This is a genomic window from Streptomyces galbus (assembly GCF_005280195.1).
Taxonomy (GTDB): Bacteria; Actinomycetota; Actinomycetes; order Streptomycetales; family Streptomycetaceae; genus Streptomyces; species Streptomyces galbus.
This window is the reverse complement of the sequence record NZ_SZPR01000011.1, coordinates 192,653-215,689: the sequence shown is the minus strand read 5'-3', so window position 1 is coordinate 215,689 and position 23,037 is coordinate 192,653. Positions and strand designations below refer to the sequence as shown.

Annotated in this window: 22 protein-coding genes and 1 riboswitch; of the genes, 6 read left to right on the top strand and 16 right to left on the bottom strand. The window is 71.4% G+C overall.

Going from position 1 to position 23,037, the window contains the following annotated elements:
* Positions 1 to 56 precede the first annotated feature (56 nt).
* The 4 genes from E4U92_RS12025 to E4U92_RS12010 all read right to left on the bottom strand — a co-directional run bounded on the left by E4U92_RS12025 (position 57) and on the right by E4U92_RS12010 (position 4,186).
* Positions 57 to 1,067: a C40 family peptidase gene (locus E4U92_RS12025; protein ID WP_137300324.1), complete on the bottom strand. Its 1,011-nt coding sequence runs from the start codon at positions 1,065 to 1,067 to the stop codon at positions 57 to 59.
* A 222-nt stretch (positions 1,068 to 1,289) separates the two neighbouring features.
* On the bottom strand, positions 1,290 to 2,324 hold the full coding sequence (locus E4U92_RS12020; protein WP_137300323.1) for a C40 family peptidase: 1,035 nt from the start codon (positions 2,322 to 2,324) through the stop codon (positions 1,290 to 1,292).
* Positions 2,325 to 2,535: 211 nt separating this feature from the next.
* Entirely contained in the window at positions 2,536 to 3,879 is a 1,344-nt protein-coding gene (locus E4U92_RS12015) for an NYN domain-containing protein (RefSeq protein ID WP_137300322.1), read from the bottom strand.
* Positions 3,880 to 3,946: 67 nt separating this feature from the next.
* Positions 3,947 to 4,186, bottom strand: coding sequence for a hypothetical protein (locus tag E4U92_RS12010; RefSeq protein WP_067231702.1), 240 nt, complete (start codon positions 4,184 to 4,186; stop codon positions 3,947 to 3,949).
* A 223-nt stretch (positions 4,187 to 4,409) separates the two neighbouring features.
* Here E4U92_RS12010 and E4U92_RS12005 point away from each other — a divergent pair, with 223 nt between their 5' ends.
* Positions 4,410 to 5,153, top strand: a complete 744-nt coding sequence (locus E4U92_RS12005) for a rhomboid family intramembrane serine protease (protein WP_137300321.1) — start codon at positions 4,410 to 4,412, stop codon at positions 5,151 to 5,153.
* Complete coding sequence (locus tag E4U92_RS12000) at positions 5,150 to 5,431, top strand: Lrp/AsnC family transcriptional regulator (RefSeq protein WP_067231697.1); 282 nt, start codon at positions 5,150 to 5,152, stop codon at positions 5,429 to 5,431. Before E4U92_RS12005 ends, E4U92_RS12000 begins: the two co-directional genes overlap by 4 nt.
* A 10-nt stretch (positions 5,432 to 5,441) precedes the next feature.
* Here the strand turns inward: E4U92_RS12000 and E4U92_RS11995 are convergent, their stop codons facing one another.
* The 6 genes from E4U92_RS11995 to ctaE form a co-directional block, all read right to left on the bottom strand.
* On the bottom strand, positions 5,442 to 6,809 hold the full coding sequence (locus tag E4U92_RS11995) for an aminotransferase class V-fold PLP-dependent enzyme (RefSeq protein WP_137300320.1): 1,368 nt from the start codon (positions 6,807 to 6,809) through the stop codon (positions 5,442 to 5,444).
* A gap of 198 nt (positions 6,810 to 7,007) precedes the next feature.
* Positions 7,008 to 7,124, bottom strand: a riboswitch (SAM riboswitch).
* Positions 7,125 to 7,220: 96 nt separating this feature from the next.
* Positions 7,221 to 8,285, bottom strand: a complete 1,065-nt coding sequence (gene trpD / locus E4U92_RS11990; RefSeq protein WP_137300319.1) for an anthranilate phosphoribosyltransferase — start codon at positions 8,283 to 8,285, stop codon at positions 7,221 to 7,223.
* 130 nt (positions 8,286 to 8,415) lie between these two features.
* Positions 8,416 to 10,053 (bottom strand): cytochrome bc1 complex cytochrome b subunit, encoded by a 1,638-nt coding sequence (qcrB, locus tag E4U92_RS11985; RefSeq protein ID WP_137300318.1) that lies wholly within the window; start codon positions 10,051 to 10,053, stop codon positions 8,416 to 8,418.
* Positions 10,050 to 11,108 (bottom strand): cytochrome bc1 complex Rieske iron-sulfur subunit, encoded by a 1,059-nt coding sequence (gene qcrA / locus E4U92_RS11980; RefSeq protein ID WP_137300317.1) that lies wholly within the window; start codon positions 11,106 to 11,108, stop codon positions 10,050 to 10,052. The genes qcrB and qcrA overlap by 4 nt, the downstream gene beginning before the upstream one ends.
* A complete protein-coding gene (qcrC, locus tag E4U92_RS11975; RefSeq protein ID WP_137300316.1) occupies positions 11,105 to 11,917 on the bottom strand; it encodes a cytochrome bc1 complex diheme cytochrome c subunit in 813 nt (270 codons plus the stop codon). Before qcrC ends, qcrA begins: the two co-directional genes overlap by 4 nt.
* Before the next feature lie 64 nt (positions 11,918 to 11,981).
* Positions 11,982 to 12,602, bottom strand: a complete 621-nt coding sequence (gene ctaE, locus E4U92_RS11970) for an aa3-type cytochrome oxidase subunit III (protein ID WP_067231682.1) — start codon at positions 12,600 to 12,602, stop codon at positions 11,982 to 11,984.
* 145 nt (positions 12,603 to 12,747) lie between these two features.
* On the opposite strand from ctaE, the gene E4U92_RS11965 reads away from it, so the two are divergent.
* Entirely contained in the window at positions 12,748 to 13,149 is a 402-nt protein-coding gene (locus E4U92_RS11965; RefSeq protein ID WP_137300315.1) for a response regulator, read from the top strand.
* A gap of 131 nt (positions 13,150 to 13,280) precedes the next feature.
* Here E4U92_RS11965 and E4U92_RS11960 read toward each other — a convergent pair whose 3' ends face one another.
* The 4 genes from E4U92_RS11960 to ctaC form a co-directional block, all read right to left on the bottom strand.
* A complete protein-coding gene (locus tag E4U92_RS11960; RefSeq protein ID WP_137300314.1) occupies positions 13,281 to 14,537 on the bottom strand; it encodes a L,D-transpeptidase in 1,257 nt (418 codons plus the stop codon).
* 152 nt (positions 14,538 to 14,689) lie between these two features.
* Positions 14,690 to 15,088: a cytochrome c oxidase subunit 4 gene (locus E4U92_RS11955; protein ID WP_137300313.1), complete on the bottom strand. Its 399-nt coding sequence runs from the start codon at positions 15,086 to 15,088 to the stop codon at positions 14,690 to 14,692.
* Positions 15,085 to 16,821, bottom strand: coding sequence for an aa3-type cytochrome oxidase subunit I (gene ctaD / locus E4U92_RS11950; RefSeq protein ID WP_137300312.1), 1,737 nt, complete (start codon positions 16,819 to 16,821; stop codon positions 15,085 to 15,087). Before ctaD ends, E4U92_RS11955 begins: the two co-directional genes overlap by 4 nt.
* Positions 16,818 to 17,777, bottom strand: coding sequence for an aa3-type cytochrome oxidase subunit II (ctaC, locus tag E4U92_RS11945; protein ID WP_137300311.1), 960 nt, complete (start codon positions 17,775 to 17,777; stop codon positions 16,818 to 16,820). The genes ctaD and ctaC overlap by 4 nt, the downstream gene beginning before the upstream one ends.
* Before the next feature lie 260 nt (positions 17,778 to 18,037).
* On the opposite strand from ctaC, the gene E4U92_RS11940 reads away from it, so the two are divergent.
* A complete protein-coding gene (locus E4U92_RS11940; RefSeq protein ID WP_137300310.1) occupies positions 18,038 to 19,420 on the top strand; it encodes a cysteine desulfurase/sulfurtransferase TusA family protein in 1,383 nt (460 codons plus the stop codon).
* Between the two features lie 14 nt (positions 19,421 to 19,434).
* Here E4U92_RS11940 and E4U92_RS11935 read toward each other — a convergent pair whose 3' ends face one another.
* A complete protein-coding gene (locus E4U92_RS11935) occupies positions 19,435 to 20,409 on the bottom strand; it encodes a carbohydrate kinase family protein (RefSeq protein WP_137300309.1) in 975 nt (324 codons plus the stop codon).
* A gap of 130 nt (positions 20,410 to 20,539) precedes the next feature.
* Here E4U92_RS11935 and E4U92_RS11930 point away from each other — a divergent pair, with 130 nt between their 5' ends.
* Both E4U92_RS11930 and E4U92_RS11925 read left to right on the top strand, forming a co-directional pair.
* On the top strand, positions 20,540 to 20,749 hold the full coding sequence (locus tag E4U92_RS11930; protein ID WP_137300308.1) for a hypothetical protein: 210 nt from the start codon (positions 20,540 to 20,542) through the stop codon (positions 20,747 to 20,749).
* Between the two features lie 106 nt (positions 20,750 to 20,855).
* Positions 20,856 to 22,481, top strand: coding sequence for a hypothetical protein (locus E4U92_RS11925; protein WP_137300307.1), 1,626 nt, complete (start codon positions 20,856 to 20,858; stop codon positions 22,479 to 22,481).
* Positions 22,482 to 22,581: 100 nt separating this feature from the next.
* On the opposite strand, the gene E4U92_RS11920 is transcribed toward E4U92_RS11925, so the two are convergent.
* The gene (locus E4U92_RS11920) at positions 22,582 to 22,938 is read right to left on the bottom strand and encodes an iron-sulfur cluster assembly accessory protein (protein ID WP_028422454.1); all 357 of its coding nucleotides are present in this window, start codon (positions 22,936 to 22,938) and stop codon (positions 22,582 to 22,584) included.
* Between the last annotated feature and the right edge of the window lie 99 nt (positions 22,939 to 23,037).

Sequence of the window (23,037 nt, the reverse complement as noted above, 5' to 3'; positions counted from 1 at the left end):
CGCGGGGCCCGCGGCGGACCCCGGACGGCAACGGCCACTCACGGCGGGGGAAGCGCTCAGGGGCGGGTCACCGACGAGATCGGCATCATGCCGACCGGGTCGTAGCGCACCGGGGCGCCGGGGTAGGGGGCGTGGATGACCCGGCCGTTGCCGACGTACATGCCGACGTGGCTGGCGTCGGAGCGGTAGGTGACGAGGTCGCCGGGCCGGGCCTGGGAGAGCGGGACGCGGCGCCCGGCGTGCGCCTGGGCCTGGGAGGTCCGCGGCAGGGCGACACCGGCCTGCGCGTACGACCACTGCATCAGGCCCGAGCAGTCGAAGCCGGAGGGGCCGTTGGCGCCCCAGACGTAGGGCCGGCCGAGGGCGGAGCGGGCGGCGGCCACCGCGGCGGCCGCGCGGCCGGAGACGGGCACCTCGCCACCGGGGAAGGCCATGCCGTCGCGCCCCGAGCGGGAGGCCCGGCCGTAGGCCGCGCGCTCGGCCGGCGGCAGGCTGTTCAGGAGCCGGCGGGCCCGGGCAAGCTTGCGCTCCACGGTCTGCTTGTGGGTGGCGACCGCCCGGCGGCTGCGCTCCAGCTCGCTGAGCCGGCGCGTGGCCTCGGCGCGTTCCTGGGCGAGGTCGCGCATCGCGTCCTGCAGCTCCCTCAGCTCGCCCGCCTGGTGGGCGGTGATCCGGTCCAGGGCGGCCGCCTTGTCGAGGTAGTCGTCCGGGTCGTCGGAGAACAGCAGGGCGAGGGACGGGTCGAGGCCGCCGGCCCGGTACTGGGCGCCGGCGAGCGAGCCGAGCCGGTCGCGCATCGTGTTGATGCGCAGTTGCTGGCGCGCGATGCGGTCCTGCGCGTCGGTCACCTGCCGGCGCAGGGTGCCGGCGCGTTCGTCGGCCTTGTTGTAGGCCTCGGTGGCCTTCTCGGCCTCCGTGTACAGGCGGTCGACCTCGGCTCGGGTGTCGTGCGGCGCGGCCGTGGCCGGGACGGCTCCGAGGGCCGCGGCGGCGGCCGACATGACGCAGAGCGCGGTCGCGGCTCCGCGGTCGAACCCGGACGGTGCTAGGCGACGGTGGGACCCCACGAAAGCCGCGCTCCTTCCACTGGCGGACGGGGAAACGCGGCAGACAGTAGCCCCGCGACCAGGGGTGGACCAACGACCCGGCGGGGCGCAGAACGTGACGCCCCGCCACCGACGCAGGTCAGTGGCGGGGCGGGGGGTCACTTCGGGCGGACGCGATTCGCCCGTTCGGGCGGTGCCGTGTCCTGATCTTGGACGCGGCCGGCACCCTGGCCGGCGCGGGGGTCAGATCCGCACGCCGAACTGGAACGGCATGTTGTTGATGGACTCGTAGCGCACCACGGTGCCGGTGCGCGGGGCGTGCAGCACCTGGCCGTTGCCCGCGTAGAAGCCGACGTGGTGGTAGTCGCCGTAGAAGATGACCAGGTCGCCGACCTGGAGGTCGCTCTGGCTGTAGATGCGCGTGCCGGCGTTGGCCTGGGCCTGCGAGGTGCGCGGGATGCCGACGCCGGCCTGGGCGTAGGCCCAGGAGGTCAGGCCCGAGCAGTCGAAGGAGGACGGGCCGGTGGCGCCGTAGACGTACGGCGAGCCGATCTTGCTCTGGGCGGCCTGGAAGGCGGCCATGGCGCGGCTGGAGCCGGCGGTCGCGCCGCTGAGGTCGACGCGCGCGCTGGAGGAGCGGCTGGCGCGGGCGTCGGCGGCGGCCAGTTCGGCCTTCTCCGCGGCGGTCAGGCTGTTGAGGAGCTTCTGCGCCTCGGCGAGCTTGGCCTGGACTTCCTTCTTCTTCTTGCCCAGTTCGGTGCGGGTGGAGGCGAGGTCCGTGAGCTTGCCGGACGCCTCGGAGCGCTCCTGCGCGAGCTCGCGCTGCTTCTCCTGGATCTTCTTCAGCGCCTCGACCTGCTGGGCGCTGAGCTGGTCGGCGGTGGACGCCTTGTCCAGGTAGTCGTCCGGGTCGGAGGACAGGAAGAGCTGGAGGGAGGAGTCGATGCTGCCGGTGCGGTACTGGGCGGCCGCCGCCATGCCTATGGAGTCGCGCAGCTCGTTGAGCTCCTCCTGGCCGCGGGCGACGTTGTCCTGGATGGTGGAGATCTCCTTCTGGAGCTTCTCCTGCTTCTCCTTGGCGCCGTTGTACTTCTCGGTGGCCTGCTCGGCCTCCTCGTACAGCTTGTCGACCTTGGTCTTGACCTCGTCCTTGGAGGGCTTCTCGCTCGGCGCGGCGTTGGCGGCCTGGGAACTCAGGACGACGGCGGCGGCAGCAGCGGTGGTCAGCACGGTCACGCGCGCGCGACTGGTCTGCTTGGGTCGACGATGGGACGCCACGGGAGGCGAACTCCTTGCTGTGAGGGATCACCTGTTCGGAGGTTCGAGCCCAGACCCTAGTGACCTCATCGTGATCAGTTCAAATCCTGGAGAGAAAAAAACCTCTCACGCAACACGATATTTGCGAGCAACTCACGACCAGTGAGAGTCGGTTGACGCTACGTCGCACAACGCCCCTGTCAATTCGGGCATTGAACGCGGAACTTGCCCTTCAGGACAACCGCTTCAGGAGTACCGCAGAAGCGACCGGTCGGGCACCGACCCGGGCGACGCCGTCCGCGACCTCCCGGTCGGTGGAGGCGACGATGACCGGGCGGCCCGGCGGCTCGGCCCGCACGAGCTGCCGGATCAGCTCGTCGGCGGTGACCCCGGGCTTGGAGAACAGCACCCGCACGCCCCGCGGCGGGGCCAGCAGCACGGGCGCGGCGAGCTCCGCGCCGTCGAAGACGCACGTCACCTCGGCGCCGGTCTGCGCGGCGAGCTGCGAGAGCTGTCCGAGCAGGCGCAGCCGCTGCTTCTCCAGCGGCATCTGCGGATAGCCGGTCTTGGTGACGTTGTAGCCGTCGACGACCAGGTGCGCCTGCGGCAGCGCCAGGAGCTGGTCGAGGATGGCCGGATCGTGCTCGGACAGCGCCCGCGCGGCGATGTCCTTGGGGCTCATCCGGCCCGGCTCGACCGCGTCCACGGTCTCCGCCGGGCGCACCGACACCGGCGGCAGCGCCAGCTCGCGGCGCAGGCCCTGGGCGGCGTCCAGCACGGTGTCCAGCAGCAGCCGCACCCGCATGTCCTCGACGCTGCGCCCCTCGCGGGCCGCCTTGCGGCCGGCCTCCAGGGCGGCCTCGGTCTCGGCGAGCCGCGCCTTCAGGCGCCGCGTCTCGCTCTCGGCGGCGGACACCTGCGCCTGCCCCTCGGAGCGCACCGCCTCCAGCTCGGCCTGCGCCTTGCGCAGCGCGGCCTCGCCCCGCTTGACGTCGCTGAGGGCGGCCCGCAGCTTGCGCTGGAGCGCCTCGGCCTCCTTGCGGGCCGCCTCCAGCTCGGCGCGCAGCCGCTCGGTCTCCGTGCGGGTCTGCTCGCGGGACCGGTCCAGTTGCTCGCGCAGCCGTTCCAGCTCCGCCCGGCTCTCCTCGTCGGCGCGCTCGGCGTCGGCGCGCAGCGCCTCCTCGCCGGCCGCGGTGACCAGCTTCACCCAGCCGGCGGGCCGCAGCACGTAGGCCGCGGCCGCCACGTCGAGCGGGTCCGCGGCCGGGGGCGGCGAGCCGGAGTCGAGGGCGCCGGACAGCTCCGGCTGCGCCTCTCTGAGCTTCTCGCCGATCCGCTGCCGGAACAGCGGGTCGGTCTCCAGCGCGGCCGCCATCGCGTTGCCGGCGAACTTGGCCCGCCGGTTGGGCGCGAACCGCGCGTACTGGCGCAACTGCGCGGGCAGTTCGCCGAGCGTCAGGCCGCCGAAGCCGTCCGAGACGATCTGGACGACCCGGCGGCGCACGCCGTCGGGCAGCGGACGGTCGAGCACCTCAGCGGCGCCGTCGCCCGGCCCCCCGCCTGCGGTCTCCACCATCCGTCACACCCCACTGCCTGTCCTCGGGATCCCGCCGCCGGGATCGCCTGTGCGGGGCCGCTCCCGGTCAGGAGTCGGCGCCCGGCCTGTCCACGAGTTCCACCTGGTCCACGGCGTTGCACCAGCGGCAGCGCACCGACTCGATGGTCTCACTGAGCACCTCGCGCTCCTCGACGCTGGGCTCGCCGGCCAGGTCGAGGTGGACGTACTCCACGACCTTCGACGAACGGGTCACGTCGAAGCGCGTGAGGTTGCCGCAGAGGGTGCAGCGCCACCGCGTCGTGGTGGTCGGCAGGGGAACCGTCATCGTGACCGTCCGCTTCCTTCTCGTGTCGTGCTCGTGGTGGCCATGGTGTCCGTGCTGACCACGGGGTCCATGGCGTTCTTCCGGCGCGTCGCCCGGGGTGGTGCTCGCGCGCCCCGGCCGTGTGGCTCGTAACCCTACGGCCTGGCGGGTACTCGCCGCCCGTCCGTCCACGGCGGCGAGGCGGTCCGTCCCGATCGGTCCGGTTACGTCATGCTCTGTGTTCATGGTCGGCGACTTCAGAGCCCTGGTGGGCGCGGCGGGCCGGGCGGTGCTCCGGCCGTCGGCGCCGGTGACGTACGGACTGATCGCGCTGTGCTGCGTGCTGTTCGTGCTGGGACCGGCCGGCGGCCTGAACCCGGCGTACGGCACCGGCGGGGAGCTGCTCGCCGCGCAGCGGGCCTACTTCCTGCGCTGGGGCGTGGTCCCGGCCGAGCTGTTCTCGGGGGCGCCGCGGGCGGTCCTGACCCCCGCCACGGCGCTGTTCGTGCACGGGAGCTGGGTGCACCTGCTGGGCAACATGCTCTTCCTCTACGTCTTCGGAGCGCTGACCGAGGACCGCATGGGCCGGGTGCAGTTCACCCTCTTCTACGTGGGCTGCGGCTGCCTCGCGCTGCTGGGCTACGCGGCCGCCAACGCCTCCTCCGCACAGCCGCTCGTGGGAGCGTCCGGGGCGATCTCGGCGGTGCTGGGGGCCTTCCTGTTCCTCTTCCCCCGGGCACGGGTGACCAGTCTCCTGCCGTTCCTGTTCTTCCTGCCCCTGCGGTTCCCGGCCTGGGTCGTCCTGCCCTTCTGGGCGGCGCTGCAGTGGCTGGCCGCGAGCCGCTCCCCCGAGGGGCCGGGGGTGGCCTACCTCGCGCACGTGGTGGGCTTCGGCCTGGGCTTCGCCTACGCGTGGGCCCGGTACGGCCCTGCGGCTAAAGTGAGGGCCGCCCCGCCTCCGGCCCCCGAGGGAGAGAACCAGCCGTGATCACCGCGATCGTTCTGATCAAGACCAGCGTGGACCGGATCCCGGAGATCGCCGAGCAGATCGCCGCGCTGGAGAGCGTGAGCGAGGTCTTCTCCGTCACCGGCACCTACGACCTGATCGCCATGGTGCGGGTGCGGCGCCACGAGGACCTGGCCGAGGTGATCCCCGGCCGCATCAGCAAGATCCCCGGGGTGGAGGGCACCGACACCCACGTGGCGTTCCGCACCTACTCCCAGCACGACCTGGAGGCGGCCTTCGCGATCGGGCTGGACTCCTGACGCCCGCCGGTCAGCCCACGGCCGGCACGCAGCGGCCGTCCTCGGTCCGGTAGCGCCACTTCGCGCCGTCGCTGACCAGCTCCCGCACCGCGCCGACGAAGCGCTCCACGTGCTCGTCGGGCGTGCCGGCGCCGAAGCTGACGCGGATCGCGTTGAGCGACTTCTCGCCCGGGGCCGCCTCGGGGGCGCCGCACTCGCCCTGGGTCTGGGGGTCGGTGCCCAGCAGGGTGCGCACCAGCGGGTGGGCGCAGAACAGGCCGTCGCGGACGCCGATGCCGTACTCGGCGGACAGGGCGGCGGCGAAGTGCGAGCTGTTCCAGCCCTCCACCACGAAGGAGATCACCCCCACCCGGGGCGCGTCGTCGCCGAACAGGGACAGCACGCGGACCTCGGGGACCTCGGCGAGCCCGGCGCGCACCGTCTCGACCAGGTGCTGCTCACGGGCGACCAGGGTGTCCCAGCCGGCCTCGGTGAGGGCCTTGCAGGCCGAGGCGATGGCGTAGGCGCCGATCACGTTCGGCGAGCCGGCCTCGTGCCGGGCCGCGCTCTCGTGCCACTCGACGTCCACTCCCCCGTCCTCACGCCGGGTGACCTTGCGGCTGGCGCCGCCGCCGGCGAGGTAGGGCTCGGCCGCGCGCAGCCAGTCGGCGCGGCCGGCCAGCACCCCGGAGCCGAACGGGGCGTACAGCTTGTGCCCGGAGAAGGCCACCCAGTCGACGTCGAGGTCGCGCACGCTCACCGGGTGGTGCGGCACGAGCTGGGCGGCGTCCAGCACGATCCGGGCGCCGTGGGCGTGGGCGGCGGCGGCCAGCTCGCGGACCGGCCACAGCTCGCCGGTGACGTTGGAGGCACCGGTGACGCAGACCAGGGCGGGGCCGTAGGGGTCGCGGTCGGCGAGGGCGCGCTCCAGAGTCTCCACGGCCTGCCGGGGGGTGCGCGGGGCGTCCAGGTAGGTGACCCGGTGGCCCTGCCAGGGCAGCAGGGAGGCGTGGTGCTCGGTCTCGAAGACGAAGACCTGGCAGTCGGCGGGCAGGGTGCGGGCGAGCAGGTTGAGCGAGTCGGTGGTGGAGCGGGTGAAGACGAGCTGGTCCTCGGGGCGGCAGTCGAGGAACGCGGCCACGGTGCGGCGGGCGTTCTCGAAGAGGTCCGTGGAGAGCTGCGAGAGGTAGCCGGCGCCGCGGTGGACGCTGCCGTAGTACGGCGCGTAGGCGGCGACGTCGTCCCAGACCCGCTGCAGGGCGGGGGCGCTCGCCGCGTAGTCGAGGGCGGCGTAGGTGACCTCGCCGCCCGTGACGAGCGGGACGGCGACGTCCCGGCCCAGGACGGGCAGCGGGGCACAGACGGAGCGGTCGGCGGCAGCGGTGGTGGTGACGGACATGGCGTACTCCCGGACAGGCAGGCGTGACCCGTCACCGCACGAGCCGCCGGGACGCGCGTACGCGAACGGGGCTCCAGCGCGGGACGAGGAGGGGAAGGAACAGCAGGAAAGGCGTGCGGAGACGGGGCTCTGCGGCCCTAGCGCATTCGCTTGCTCACGGAAGACTCCTCGACGACCAGGACCCCTGGAATCGCGAGGGGTCCGCGCTTGCCGCAGACCTCGCTGCCTGCGACCTGGTCTTCACCCGGGGCACCCCGCCACGGACGGAGGGTTGCCGGACAGTCGGCCGGGGCCTCATGACTGTCACTCATGACCTGGGAAGGAACGTACGCGACGTGATCGCGGTCCCGCAACTCCTGTCCGGATCGCGGGACCGCGCACGTGAGGGGCCGTGGCCCGCAGCGGCGGGCGTCAGGCGTTGCTGACCCGCACCCAGCGCTCCAGCGCGCGTCGGGCCGCGCCCGAGTCGACGGACTCGGCTGCCCTCGCCATCGCGGCGCGGATCTGGTCGGTCAGCGGGGCGTCCGTGGGGTCCAGGGCGACCAGCGCGGCCGCCGAGTTCAGCAGCACGGCGTCGCGCACCGGGCCGTGCTCGCCGTCCAGGAGGCGGCGGGCGACCCCGGCGTTGTAGGCCGCGTCCGCGCCCCGCAGGGCCTCCACGGGGACCAGGTCGAGGCCGACGTCCCGCGGGTCGAACGCCTCCTCGGTGACCTTGCCGTCGCGCACGATCCACACCCGGGAGGTGGCGGTGGTGGTCAGCTCGTCGAGGCCGTCGTCGCCCCGGAAGACCAGCGAGGAGTTGCCGCGCTCGGCGAAGACGCCCGCCATGATGGGGGCCATCCGCCGGTCGGCCACGCCGATCGCCTGGGCCCGCACCTTCGCCGGGTTGGCCAGCGGGCCGAGGAAGTTGAACACGGTCCGCACGCCGAGCTGGCCGCGCGCGGCGGCCACGTGGCGCAGCGCGGGGTGGAACTTCACCGCGAAGCAGAAGGTGATCCCGGCCTCCTCGGCGACCTCCACCACCCGCTCGGGGCTGAGCTCCAGGTTGACGCCGAGCTTCTCCAGCACGTCGGAGGCGCCCGAGGCGGACGAGGCCGCCCGGTTGCCGTGCTTGACGACCTTCGCGCCGGTGCCGGCCACGACGATCGAGGACATGGTGGAGATGTTCACCGTCTTGGCGCCGTCGCCGCCGGTGCCGACGATGTCGACGGTCGCCCCCGGCACCTCGATGACGTTGGCGTGCTCGTACAGCGCGCGCACGCAGCCGGAGATCTCCTCGACCGTCTCGCCCTTGGCGCGCAGCGCCACCGCGAAGCCGGCGATCTGCGCGTCGGTCGCCTCGCCGCTCATGATCCGGTCCATCGCCCACGCGGTCTCGTCCGCGGACAGGTCCCGGCCGTCCAGCAGGCCGTTCAGCACGGCGGGCCAGGAGCGGCCCGCCGCGGTGTCGCCTCCAGCGGGGGTCACAGCGCTCATCAGCCGCTCCTGGGTGTCTGTGGGACGAGAAAGGGTGCGGTGCCAGCCTATCCAGCCCCGGACAGCGCGAAGGGCCCCGTCCGAACACCGGACGGGGCCCTTCGACCGTGGCGTGGCGACGCCGCAGCGATCAGTGGTGGCCGTGGCCGCTCGTGATCTCCTTGTACTCCTCGACGGAGGGCTTGGCGATCTGCGACTCCTCGCCGAAGTAGGCCTCGCTGAGCTTGGCGCGCACCTTCTGCGTGGCCCTGACCTTGCGCTCGACACCGTTCTCGTCGACCGCGGGGCCGAGCTGGAGCGGCTTGTACTGGTCGTGCGCGGTCAGCGTGTGCAGCTGCTCCTGGCTGAGCGGCTCGTGCACCTCGATGAACTCACCGTGCGGCAGGCGCTTGATGGTGCCGGTCTCGCGGCCGTGCAGCACCTTGTCCTTGTCCCGGCGCTGCAGGCCGAGGCAGATCCGCTTGGTGACGATGAACGCGATGACCGGGCCGACGAAGTACGAGATCCGGACGAACCAGGTGACCGCGTTGATCGACAGGTGGAAGTGCGTGGCGAAGAGGTCGTTGCCGCCACCGATCAGCATCACGAAGTACACGGTCAGCCAGGCGACACCGAACGCCGTACGGGTCGGGGCGTTGCGCGGGCGGTCCAGGATGTGGTGCTCGCGCTTGTCGCCGGTGACCCACGCCTCGATGAACGGGTAGGCGGCGATCGCGACCAGGATGACGCCGAACAGCACCAGCGGGATGAACACGCCCAGCACGAGCGTGTGGCCCCACAGGTTGATCTCCCAGCCCGGCATCGCGCGGATCAGGCCCTCGGCCATGCCCATGTACCAGTCGGGCTGGGCGCCGGTGGACACCTGGTCCGGACGGTAGGGGCCGATGGCCCAGATCGGGTTGATCTGCGCGATCGCCGCGACGAACGCGATGACGCCGAAGACCAGGAAGAAGAAGCCGCCCGCCTTCGCCATGTACACCGGCAGCAGCGGCATGCCGACCACGTTGTTGTTGGTCTTGCCGGGGCCCGCGAACTGCGTGTGCTTGTGGTAGAAGACCAGGATCAGGTGGCCGACCACCAGACCGAGCATGATGCCCGGCAGCAGCAGGATGTGGATCGAGTAGAAGCGGGCCACGAAGTCGCCGCCCGGGAACTCGCCGCCGAAGAGGAAGAACGAGATGTACGTGCCGACGATCGGCACGGACAGGATCGCGCCCTCCATGAAGCGGACACCGGTGCCGGAGAGCAGGTCGTCCGGGAGCGAGTAGCCGGTGAACCCGGTGAACATGCCCAGGACGAACAGCAGGAAGCCGAACAGCCAGTTGACCTCACGCGGCTTGCGGAACGCGCCGGTGAAGAACACGCGCATCATGTGCACGAACATGCCGGCGATGAAGACGACGGCCGCCCAGTGGTGGATCTGCCGGATGAGCAGACCGCCGCGGACGTCGAAGGAGATGTGCAGCGTGGAGTTGAACGCCTCCGACATCAGCTGCCCCTGGAGCGGGACGTAGCTGCCGTGGTACTGCACCTCGTTCATCGACGGGTGGAAGAACAGCGTCAGGTAGACGCCCGTCAGGATGATGATGAGGAAGCTGTAGAGGCAGACCTCACCCAGCATGAACGACCAGTGGTCGGGGAAGATCTTGCGCATGTTGGACTTGGCCAGGGTGTAGATCCCCAGGCGTCCGTCCGCCCAGTCGGCGACGCGCTCGCCGCCGGGTGCCTTCCCGCGCGAGCGGGAGGTGTTGCTCGCTGTAGTACTCATCCGCGCTCCCAGAAAGCAGGACCGACGGGCTCCTCGAAGTCGCCGAGCGCCTCGAGGTAGCCCTCGTCGTTCACGCCGATGCGCAGCTGCGGCAGGGCGTGGCCGGCGGGTCCGAAGATCACTCGGGCACCGTCGGAGAGGTCGAAGGTGGACTGGTGGCAGGGGCACAGCACGTGGTGCGTCTGCTGCTCGTAGAGCGAGATGGGGCACCCCACGTGGGTGCAGATCTTGGAGTACGCCACGATGCCCTCGTGCGACCACTCGAGCTCGCGCTTGTCCTTGATGTTCTCCGGCTGGAGCCGGACGATCATCAGGGCCGCCTTGGCGATCTCCTTCTGGAAGTCCTCGTCGTGCTCCTCCAGGCCCTCGGGCTTGGCGAAGGTCAGCGAGCCGACGGCCACGTCCTCGGGACGCAGCGGCTCGTTGGTGTTCATGTTGACGAGGAGCTTGCCCTTGGACCACATGGTGTGGCGCAGCGAGGTGCCGGGCAGCGGGCCGAGGTCGCGCAGCAGCATGACGCCGGAGAGCGGGACCAGGGTCAGCGCGCCCAGCATCGTGTTGCGGATCAGCTTGCGGCGGCCGAGCGCGGACTCCTTGGCGCCCTGGCGGAAGTCCTCGTGGACCTTCGCACGCAGCTCCGGGGACGCCTCGATCGGGTGGCGCTCGTCGGCGACCTCCACGTCGGACATCAGGGTGCGGGCCCAGTGGACCGCGCCCGCGCCGATGCAGAACAGCGCCAGGCCGAGGGTGACGCCGAGCGCGAAGTTCAGCGCGCTGACGTGCCCGATCGGGAAGACGTAGATCGACCGGTCGTGCGGGACCGCCACGTACGAGACGATGAAGCCGATGGTGGCCAGCATCGACACCGTGAACAGCAGGGCGACCGTACGCTCGGACCGCTTCGCGGCCTCTTCGTCGATGTCCTGGATCCGGTGCTCGTGGGGCGGCAGCCCGGGGTCGGCGAACGGGTTCTTCTCGTCCGCCACGTCCACCGCGCCGTGCGCGTGGCCCTGCTGTGCGGGCAGGTTCTCTTCTGGAATGTCTTGGCTACTCATGACTTCTTGGCCTTTGCGGTCCGAGCGGCGACCCAGACGGCGACCGCGATCAGCGTGCCGAGCCCGAAGATCCAGCCGAACAGACCCTCGCTGACCGGCCCGAGGCCGCCCAGCTCCAGACCGCCCGGGTTCTCGGTCTCGTCGCCGTTGACCGCGTTCAGGTAAGCGATGATGTCCTTCTTGTTCTGCTCCGACAAGGTGGTGTCGGGGAACGAAGGCATGTTCTGCGGGCCCGTCTGCATGGCCTCGTAGATGTGCTTCGGCTCCACGTCCGTCAGCGACGGGGCGAACTTGCCCTTGGTGAGCGCACCGCCCTTGCCGGTGAAGTTGTGGCACTGCGCGCAGTTGGTCCGGAAGAGCTCACCGCCCTTGGCGATGTCGGCTCCCTCCGGGCCGTACTGCTCCTTCGTCGGGACGGCCGGGCCGGCACCGAGGGAGGCGATGTACGCGGCGAGCTGGTCGATCTGCGCGCGCGTGTAGATGTTCTTCTTCTTCGGCACCTGGGCGCCCTGGGAGGTCGCCGCGGGCATGCGGCCCGTGCTGACCTGGAAGTCGACGGCCGCGGCGCCCACGCCCACCAGGCTGGGGCCGTCGGAGCCGCCCTGACCGCCGGTTCCGTGGCAGCTGGCGCAGCCCACGGTGTAGAGCTTCTTGCCCTCGTCGATGGCGAGGGACTGGGCGGTGTCGTCGGCCTGCGCCTTCTCAGCGGGCGCGAACGCGGCGTACAGCCCCCCAGTGCATGCCAGCGCGAGGAGTAGGACGACGAGCGCCGCCAGCGGATGGCGTCGTCGTGCGGAGAGCTTTTTCACGGATTACCCCGGTGTCAGGATCTTCTGCGTCGGTGCTTCTGGAATGGTGCGGGTGCGGGCCCGGCTACTTGATCATGTAGATCGTGGCGAAGAGGCCGATCCAGACGACGTCGACGAAGTGCCAGTAGTAGGACACGACGATCGCGGCGGTCGCCTGTTCGTGGGTGAACCTCCTGGCCGCGTAGGTGCGGCCCAGGACCAGCAGGAAGGCGATCAGACCGCCCGTCACGTGCAGGCCGTGGAAGCCGGTGGTCAGGTAGAACACCGAGCCGTACGGGTCGGAGGAGAGCGAGAGCCCGTCCTTCTTCACCAGCTCCGTGTACTCGAAGATCTGACCGCCGATGAAGATCGCACCCATGATGAAGGTGAGGATGAACCAGCCCCGGAGCTTCTTCACGTCGCCCCGCTCGGCCGCGAACACGCCGAGCTGGCAGGTCAGTGAGGAGAGCACCAGGACCGTGGTGTTCGTCGCCGAGAACGGGAAGTTCAGGCTCGAGGCCATTTCCTTCCAGTGCTCCGGCCCCGTCACCGATCGCAGGGTGAAGTACATCGCGAAGAGGGCCGCGAAGAACATCAGCTCGGAACTCAGCCAGATGATGGTTCCGACGCTGGTGAGGTTCGGCCGGTTGACCGACGGGTGCGCGTGCCCGGTATCTACTGTCGTTGCTGTCGCCACGACCGACATTATGTCGGTCGCTTATCCCGCCCTCACTCCGGGGGGTGCCGTTCGGAGTGTCTTCGCCCGCAGGACCGGTGTTGACGTGGTGTTCAAGGGAGTAGCATCCGCGGCAACGAGCTCGCCCCAAGGACGCCGACGTCACGGAGGAAGCATGCAGCCGACCGCCACGGTGCTGGTCTACAGCGACGACTCCACCACCCGCGAACAGGTACGGCTGGCCACGGGACGGCGGCCGGCACCGGACGTGCCCGTCGTCGAGATCCTGGAGTGCGCGACCCCGGCAGCGGTCATCAAGGAGCTGGACCGGGGCGGGATCGACGTGTGCGTGCTGGACGGCGAGGCCGTGCCGATGGGCGGCATGGGCGTGTGCCGCCAGATCAAGGACGAGATCTTCGACTGCCCGCCGGTGCTGCTGCTCATCGGGCGGCCGCAGGACGCCTGGCTGGCGACCTGGAGCCGGGCGGACGCGGCGGTGACGCACCCCGTGGACCCGGTGGAGTTCGCCTCGGCCCTGGCCTCCCTGCTGCGCCGGAAGAACCTGCAGAGCGCCTGAGGGTCCGGTACGGCCTCCGGGCCGGCCCGCCCGGGGCGCCGCCAGGGCGGCTGCGGGCCCCGTGGAGGCGCTCCCGGGGCGTCCTGCGGCCCGGGCGCCCCGGGGCGGCCCGCCGGCGCCCGGGAACCTCCTCACACGCTCTGCGGCCGCAGACGGGCCTCCTCGTCCGGGGCGGCCTTGGTGCCCTTCTTCGTCAACGCGCTGCCCTCGCGCCACTTCTCCCAGGTGAGGTTCCAGTCGCCGAAGCCGTTGCCGAACGGCTCCATCGTCTTGCCCTCGGAGTTGACGACCTGCACGACGTCGCCCTCGCGGACGTGGTCGAAGAACCACTCGGCGTTGGCCGTGCTCATGCCGGTGCAGCCGTGGCTGACGTTGGCGGAGCCCTGGGAGCCCACGGACCAGGGGGCGGCGTGCACGTACTCGCCGCTCCAGGTCACCCGGGTGGCGTAGTAGACCGGCAGGTCGTACGAGTCGGAGGAGCCCTCGGCGATGCCGATGCTGGTGCCGCGCATGCGTACGAAGTACTCCTTGCCGAGCACCACCTTGACGCCGTTGCGGGTGTCGAAGCCGGGCTTGCCGGTGGTGACGGGGATCTGGTTGATCTCCTCGTCGTTCTTGTAGACCTTCATCGTGTGGGCGGCGGCGTCCGTGAGGGCGATCACGCGGTCCCCGATGGTCAGCTTCAGCTCCTTGGACGCCCCGCCCCACAGCCGGTCGCCGACCTTGATGCCGTCGAGGTTGCTGTGCACGCGCACGGTGGCGTGGGCGGGCCAGTAGTCCTTGGGCCGGAAGTGGAGCTCCTTGTCGTCGACCCAGTGCCAGGCGCCGGCGGCGTACGGCGTGGAGTCGACCTTCAGGGCCCGCTCGACGACGGCCCGCTGGGCGGGGTCCCTGACCGGCTGGCTGAGCTCGGCCGTGACGGGCTGCCCGACGCCGTAGGTGCCGGACTTGGGGCCGAACGTGGCCGTCAGCCGCTTCTGGGCGGTGGGCTTGCCGGTGTCGAAGGTGAGGACCCGGCGGCCGGGTGCGCCGTCCTCGTCCTCGGTGCTGACCCGCAGCGTGTAGCGGGCGTTGGCGGCCAGCGGCTCGGTGCTGTGCCAGCGGCTGCCGTCGGCGGAGAGCGCGCCGGCCACGTAGCGGCCGGTGGCGTCGACGGCCGTGACGTCGGTGATCCGGTCGTCGTCGTCGGCGGTGACCTCCAGGGGCTTGTCGGGGTCGGCCTTCTTGCCGTCGCCCGTGGGGCCGTTGAAGGAGATCTGGTCGGTCGCGTCGTAGGGGCGTGACGCGAGGGGGTTGCCGTCGGAGCCGCAGGCGCCGGCGCCCGCGCCCAGGGCGATCACCAGCAGGGTGCAGCCGACGACGGTGCGGGGACTGGGTGAGTGGCTCATGGCCCCAACGTAGGAACGATCGTCCACCGCGGCGCGGCGGGTCACTCCTGCGGGGGACGCCGATTGCTGCGAACGGACACGCCCGGTGCGGCAGACGAGCGAGCCCGGACGCTCCGTGCGGAGTGTCCGGGCCCGGTCGGGTGCGGTGCGTGCTACTGGGTGCGGTTCTCGCCGCGGTAGTACTCGAAGACCCAGCCCCAGACGCCGATGACGATCAGCGGGGCGGAGAAGTAGAGCAGCCACCAGCCGATGGCGACGCCCGCGAAGGCGAGCGCGCCGCCGAAGCCCAGGGCGAGCGGCTGCCAGCTGTGCGGGCTGAAGAAGCCCAGCTCGCCGGCGTCGTCCGCGACGTCGGCCTCCTTGTTGTCCTGCGCACCGGTGTCGACCCGCCGGGCGGTGAAGCCCAGGTAGAAGCCGATCATGATGGACAGGCCGAAGGCCAGGAAGAGGGCGGTGGTGCCGGCCGGCTCCTTCGACCACACGCCATAGACGCACGCCATGACGAGGATGAAGACGCTCAGCCAGATGAACATCTTGCCCTGGATCTTCACTTGCCGGCCTCCTTGCTGCCCGCGATCGCCTCGGCGCCGTGGCCGACGTTCTCCAGCTGCTCCAGCGCGGCGATCTCCGGGTGGTGCAGGTCGAACGCCGGGGATTCACTGCGGATGCGCGGCAGGGTGAGGAAGTTGTGCCGCGGCGGCGGGCAGGAGGTCGCCCACTCCAGCGAACGGCCGTAGCCCCACGGGTCGTCGACGCCGACCGGCTTGCCGTACTTGGCCGTCTTCCACACGTTGTAGAGGAAGGGGAGCATCGACAGGCCGAGGACGAACGAGCTGATCGTCGAGATCGTGTTCAGGGCGGTGAAGCCGTCGGCCGCCAGGTAGTCGGCGTACCGGCGGGGCATGCCCTCGGCGCCCAGCCAGTGCTGGACCAGGAAGGTGCCGTGGAAGCCGACGAACAGCGTCCAGAAGGTGATCTTGCCGAGGCGCTCGTCGAGCATCTTGCCGGTGAACTTCGGCCACCAGAAGTGGAAGCCGGAGAACATCGCGAACACCACGGTGCCGAAGACGACGTAGTGGAAGTGGGCCACCACGAAGTACGAGTCGGACACGTGGAAGTCCATGGGCGGCGACGCCAGGATGACACCGGTCAGACCACCGAACGTGAAGGTGATCAGGAAGCCGGTCGCCCAGAGCATCGGCGTCTCGAAGGACAGCGAGCCCTTCCACATCGTGCCGATCCAGTTGAAGAACTTCACACCGGTCGGGACCGCGATGAGGAACGTCATGAAGGAGAAGAACGGCAGCAGCACACCGCCGGTGACGTACATGTGGTGCGCCCACACCGTCACGGACAGGCCGGCGATCGAGATCGTCGCGGCGATCAGGCCCATGTAGCCGAACATCGGCTTGCGGGAGAAGACCGGGATGACCTCGGAGATGATGCCGAAGAACGGCAGGGCGATGATGTACACCTCTGGATGGCCGAAGAACCAGAAGAGGTGTTGCCACAGCAGCGAGCCGCCGTTGGCCGCGTCGAAGACGTGGGCCCCGAACTTGCGGTCCGCCTCCAGGGCGAACAGCGCGGCCGCCAGGACCGGGAAGGCCAGCAGGACCAGGACACCGGTCAGCAGGACGTTCCAGGTGAAGATCGGCATGCGGAACATCGTCATGCCGGGGGCGCGCATGCAGATGATCGTGGTGATGAAGTTGACCGAGCCGAGGATCGTGCCGAAGCCGGAGAAGGCCAGACCCATGATCCACATGTCGGCGCCGATGCCCGGCGAGCGGACCGCGTCCGACAGCGGGGCGTAGGCGAACCAGCCGAAGTCGGCCGCGCCGTTCGGCGTGAGGAAGCCGGCCACCGCGATCAGCGAGCCGAACAGGTACAGCCAGTAGGCGAACATGTTCAGCCGCGGGAACGCCACGTCGGGCGCGCCGATCTGCAGCGGCATGATCCAGTTGGTGAAGCCGGCGAACAGCGGCGTCGCGAACATCAGCAGCATGATCGTGCCGTGCATCGTGAACGCCTGGTTGAACTGCTCGTTCGACATGATCTGCAGGCCCGGACGGGCCAGCTCGGCGCGCATGAAGAGCGCCATCACGCCACCGATGAGGAAGAACGCGAACGACGTGACGAGGTACAGCGTACCGATCGTCTTGTGGTCGGTCGTGGTCAGCCACTTGACGACGACTTCGCCGCGGCGCTGGCGCCTGACCGGCAGCTCGTCCTCGTAGTGGGACCCTGCTGCGGCGGCACCCTGGGGTTCGTTGAGGATGCTCACAGGATGTTCGACTCCCGTTCCTTCTCGTGGCTCGTCTGCTCGATGCCCGCGGGAACGTATCCGGTCTGGCCCTTCTTGGCGAGGTCCTTGAGGTGCTGCTCGTAGCGCTCCGGGGAGACGACCTTCACGTTGAACAGCATCCGCGAGTGGTCGACACCGCACAGCTCGGCGCACTTGCCCTTGAAGGTGCCCTGCTTGTTCGGGGTCACCTGGAAGGCGTTGGTGTGGCCGGGGATGACGTCCTGCTTCATCAGGAACGGCACGACCCAGAAGGAGTGGATGACGTCACGCGAGGTGAGGACGAAGCGGACCGTCTTGCCCTCGGGGAGCCAGAGGGTCGGACCGGGGTTGTTCGTCTGCGGGTTCCGCTCACCGGGGGTGCCGCAGGTGTAGACGCCGCCCGCGTTGTCCGGGAAGTCCTTCGTGTACCGGTCCGGGATGGCGGACAGGTTGTCGTCGGTCTTCGCGTCACCGGTCGAACCGTCGACGTTCTCGATGTAGTTGAAGCACCAGCTCCACTGGAAGCCGACCACGTTGACCGTGACGTCCGGCTTCTTGTCGAGGCTGAGGAGCTTCGACTCGTCACGGGCCGTGAAGTAGAACAGCACCGAGACGATGATGATCGGGACCACGGTGTACAGGGCCTCGATGGGCATGTTGTACCGGGTCTGCGGAGGGACCTCGACCTTGGTCCGGCTGCGCCGGTGGAAGATCGCACTCCAGATGATCAAGCCCCACACCAGCACGCCGACGGCGAGCGCGGCAGCCCAGGAGCCCTGCCACAGGGAGAGGATCCGCGGAGCCTCTTCCGTGGTCGGGGTGGGCATACCAAGGCGGGGGAAGTCCTTGTATGTGCAACCGGTCGCGGTCGCCAGGACCAGGCCCGCGGTCAGTGCCTGCAGCAGCTTCCGCCGCATCGGGCGCCGCGGCGAGCGGTCGGAGCCGTTGGGACTCACGTAGCGCCTTCCCGAGAGTCTCGCCCGCGCGTCACGGCTGCGGCCTTCTCGCTGGTCGGTCGCCGCCCTGCGTCGGGCAGGGGTTTGGATGTTTATGCGGACCAAACCCTAGCCGACGCCCTCCGGGGGTTCGCGGGGAGGGGTGCCTAGTCGCTCCGTGGGTTAGCTGGATTGGCGGGCGCGGTTCCCGTCGTGGCCCGTGGCGCGGTTCCCCGAGCCCCGGAAGGCCGGGTTCCGGGCCGTCCGTCTAGCGTGGCCGCATGGCCTACTTCGACGCCGCTTCGGCCGCTCCCCTCCACCCCGTCGCCCGTCAGGCGCTGTTGGCCTCCTTGGACGAGGGGTGGGCCGATCCCGTGCGGCTGTACCGGGAGGGGCGCAGGGCCCGGATGCTGCTCGACGCCGCGCGGGAGGCGGCCGCCGAGGCCGTCGGCTGCCGGGCCGACGAGGTGGTGTTCACCCCGTCCGGAACCCACGCCGTGCACAGCGGGATCGCGGGCGCGGCGGCCGGGCGGCGGCGCACCGGACGCCACCTGATCGTGTCGTCCGTCGAACACTCCTGCGTCCTCCATTCGGCGGAGGCGTTCGAGGCGGACGGCGGGACGGTGACCCGGGTGCCGGTGAACCGGGCCGGGGCCGTGGTCCCTTCGGAGTACGCGGGGGCCCTGCGGCCGGACACCGCGCTGGCGTGCCTGCAGTCGGCCAACCACGAGGTGGGCACCGAACAGCCCGTGGCGGCCGTGGCCGAGGCCTGCCGGGCGGCCGGGGTGCCGTTGCTGGTGGACGCGGCGCAGTCGCTGGGCTGGGGACCGGTGGAGGGCGACTGGTCGCTGCTGGCGGCCAGCGCGCACAAGTGGGGCGGCCCGCCCGGGGTCGGGCTGCTCGTGGTGCGCAAGGGCGTGCGGTTCGCGCCGCAAGGGCCCGCGGACGAGCGCGAGTCGGGCCGGGCGCCCGGCTTCGGGAACCTGCCGGCGATCGTGGCGGCCGTGGCGTCCCTGCGCGCCGTGCGCGAGGAGGCGGCGGCCGAGGCGGTACGGCTGCGGGAGCTGACGGAGCGGATCCGGGCGCGGGTGGCGCGGACCGTGCCGGACGTCGAGGTGGTCGGCGACCCCGAGCGGCGGCTGCCCGGGATCGTCACCTTCTCCTGCCTCTACGTCGACGGCGAGGCGTTGCTGCACGCGCTGGACCGGGAGGGCTTCTCCGTGTCGTCGGGCTCCTCCTGCACCAGCAGCACGCTGACGCCCAGCCATGTGCTGCGGGCCATGGGGGTGCTGAGCGAGGGCAACGTGCGGGTGTCCCTGCCGCCGGGGACGGCCGAGGAGGACGTGGAGCGCTTCCTGGACGTCCTGCCGGGCCTGGTGGCCGGCGTGCGGGAGACGCTGGGCGCACCGGCGTCGGAGCCGGCGGCCGTCCTGACGCGGGACGCGTTGGTCGTCGACGCGCTCGGCAAGCGGTGCCCGGTCCCGGTCATCGAGCTGGCCAAGGTGTTCGGCGACGTGCCGGTGGGCGGCACGGTCCGGGTCCTTTCCGACGACGAGGCGGCCCGGCTGGACATCCCGGCCTGGTGCGCCATGCGGGGCCAGGAGTACGTCGGAGAGGAGCCCGCCGAGCGGGGCGCGGCGTACGTGGTGCGCCGGGTGAGCTGACCGGGCGGCGGTGGCTAGCGGAGGTGGGTCTCGACCTCGGCGGCCGCCTCGTCGCCGTAGGCCTTGGTGAAGCGCTGCATGAAGTGGCCGCGCAGCAGCCGGTACTCCTGGGTGCCCACGGTCTCGATGACCAGGGTGGCCAGCATGCAGCCCACCTGGGCCGCGCGCTCGTGGGAGACGCCCCAGGCCAGCCCGGACAGGAAGCCCGCGCGGAACGCGTCGCCCACGCCCGTGGGGTCGGCCTTGCGCTCCTCCTCGGGGCAGCCGACCTCGATCGGGTCCTCGCCGGTGCGCTCGATGCGCACGCCGCGCGAGCCGAGCGTGGTGACCCGGTGGCCGACGCGGGAGAGGATCTCGGCGTCGCTCCAGCCGGTCTTGGACTCGATGAGGCCCTTCTCGTACTCGTTGGAGAACAGGTACGTCGCGCCGTCCAGCAGTATCCGGATCTCCTCGCCCTCCATCCGGGCGATCTGCTGGGAGAAGTCGGCGGCGAAGGGGATGCCCCGCGAGCGGCACTCCTCCGTGTGGCGCAGCATCGCCTCGGGGTCGTCGGCGCCGATCAGCACCAGGTCGAGCCCGCCCACGCGGTCGGCGACCGTCTTCAGCTCGATCAGGCGGGCCTCGCTCATCGCGCCCGTGTAGAAGGAGCCGATCTGGTTGTGGTCGGCGTCGGTCGTGCACACGAAGCGGGCCGTGTGCAGCGTGTCGGAGATGCGCACCGACTCGGTGTCCACGCCGTGCCGGTCCAGCCAGGCGCGGTAGTCGTCGAAGTCGAAGCCGGCCGCGCCGACCAGGACCGGGCCGGTGCCGAGCTGTCCCATGCCGAACGCGATGTTCGCGCCGACGCCGCCGCGCCGTACGTCCAGGTTGTCGACCAGGAAGGAGAGCGAGACCGTGTGCAGCTGGTCCGCGACGAGCTGGTCGGCGAAGCGGCCGGGGAACGTCATGAGGTGGTCGGTGGCGATGGAGCCGGTGACTGCGATGCGCACGGCGTGGACTCTCCTGGGGGGAGGTGGAATGACAGTTCACGCTACCCGGTCGGCGGGGGTCGTAGAAGCACACGAAACTACCCGATAGTAGATCTTTCTTCACCGGCTTCGACGTGCCTACGGTGCCGTCATGACGAACCTCAAGGTTTCCGCGCCCGCTCCGGCCGACCTCGACGGCGACCTCGCGTCGCTGCGGGGGGACTGCGCCCGGATGGCCCCGCACTGGGCGGTGCCGGACCGGCTCGCGTCCCGGCCCGTGCCGCCGTCGCACATCCACGGGGTGACCGTCCCGGCGACCTCGGCCCGCCTGCTGGAGGGCATGTCCGACTACGGCGACTGAGGGCAGGGCGCTCGGCGGGGAACCGCGCGCTCCCCCGCTGCGTCCCATCGCTGTCCCCGGTGACGGGAGACGGCAGGGACTGCAGCGCAGCCGAAGGAGCGATGGCGTGAACACCGAGCGACCCGACCACGACGACGCCGAGCCCACCGGGACCGCCGGGACCCCGGAGACCGAGGGGACCGCCGAAAGCGGCCCCGGGACCCGTGGGACCCGTCCCTTCCTCCGCCGCACCCCGGTGGTCGTCGCCTCCGTCGCCGCCGCCGTGCTGCTGGCCGGCGGGGGCGGCGCCTACCTGGTGGCCGACACGAGCAAGGGGGACGGCGGCGGGGCCGGGTCGCCGTCCGGCGGGGGCACGCCCCCTCCCCTGGCACTCGACGGCTACGTCGCCGGCCCGGCCGCGCCGTCCGGTTCCGACGGCTCCTCCGCGGGCAACGGCATCGCGCCCGGTGAGCCGAACCCGTACGGCGTGGTCTACCGCGCCGCCGGCCCGCTGCCCGACGGCCCCTCCTCCGCGGCCGTGTACTGGCCCGAGGGCGCGGTCGGCCAGGACGAGGCGGCCCGGCTCGCGAAGGCCCTCGGGGTGGACGGCACGCCCGTGGCGGACGGCGACGTCTGGCGGGTCGGTAACGCCCGGGACGGCTCGGGGCCGGTGCTGCGCGTGAACCGGCAGGCGCCGGGCCTGTGGACGTTCACCCGGTACGCGCCGGGCACCGACGACTGCACGCGGGCCCAGGCGGTCTGCGGCAAGGCCCCGATCGCCCCGTCCGGGACCCCCGTGAGCGAGGCCGAGGCGAGGAAGGCTGCCGCGCCGGTGCTCAAGGCCGTCGGCCAGGACACCGCCAAGGTGGACGCCGGGCAGGTCCTGGGCGCGCAGCGGGTGGTGAACGCCGATCCGGTGGTGGGCGGCCTGCCGACCCACGGCTGGGCGACCGGCCTGGTCGTCGGCGCGCGGGGCGAGGTCGTGCAGGGCAACGGGCAGGTGTCGGCGCCGGTGAAGGGCGCGACGTACCCGGTGCTGGGCGCCGAGGACACGCTGGAGCTGATGAACACGCCGCCGGGGGCAAACCCGGCACCGGGGGCGACGGGGCACCACCGGATGGGCATCGGGGGCTGTGCGAGCCCGGTGCCGCTGAAGGACCGGCTGGAGAGCCCGTGCGGGGCGTCGACGGCGGCCCCGCAGAAGCAGACCCTGACCGTCGAGGAGGCGGTGTTCGGCCTGGCCCCGCAGAGTTCCGGCGGGCGGCAGGTGCTGGTGCCGTCGTGGCTGTTCGAGGTGCGGGCGAAGGGGGCCGGGGAGCCGTACACGGTGACGCATCCGGCCGTCGACCCGGACTACCTCACCGCGCCGTCCCCGTCGGTGTCGGTCACGCCGCCGCCCGGTGAGCCGACCGCGCCGCCGAGCCCGCGGCCGTCCGCGCCCGGCGCCGCCGCGAGTCCCACGCGGGCCCCGCACGAGGTGCACGTGGACGGCTACACCGCGGAGGGCACGGAGCTGACGGTGGCGTTCACCGGCGGGGTGTGCTCGGACTACTCGGTGTCGGCGGCCGAGAGCGCCGGGAAGGTGACGGTGACCGTGACCGAGCACCCGCATCCGGAGAAGGTCTGCATCCTGCTCGCCGAGCTGTACCACCGGACGGTGCGGCTGGAGGAGCCGCTGGGCGCGCGGGCAGTCGTCGGCGCGGACGGCCGGGCGGTGCCGCTGGAGAAGACCGGCGCGCGGCTGCCCCGCTGAGCGGCGGCGGGACACACGGACACACGAAGGCGGCGGCCCGGGAAGGGGCCGCCGCCTTCGTGGTGCGTGCGGGTGCCGTGCTCGTCGCACGGCGTTCCGCCTAGCTGAACGAGTCGCCGCAGGCGCAGGAGCCGGTCGCGTTCGGGTTGTCGATCGTGAAGCCCTGCTTCTCGATCGTGTCCACGAAGTCGATCGTGGCGCCGCCCAGGTAGGGAGCGCTCATGCGGTCGGTGACGACCTTCACCCCGCCGAAGTCCTTCTCCACGTCGCCGTCGAGCGAGCGCTCGTCGAAGAAGAGCTGGTAGCGCAGGCCGGAGCAGCCGCCGGGCTGGACGGCGACGCGCAGCGCGAGGTCGTCGCGGCCTTCCTGGTCGAGCAGGGCCTTGACCTTGGCCGCGGCGGCGTCGGTCAGGATGATGCCGTCGGTGACGGTGGTGGTCTCGTCCGATACGGACATCTACATCTCTCCCGGGTTGTACGGAGACTGCTTGCCGACGGGTTCAACCGGCAAGGCCGCGGATTCATTCCGGGCCGGGCGCCGGGACTTCCGGCTCCT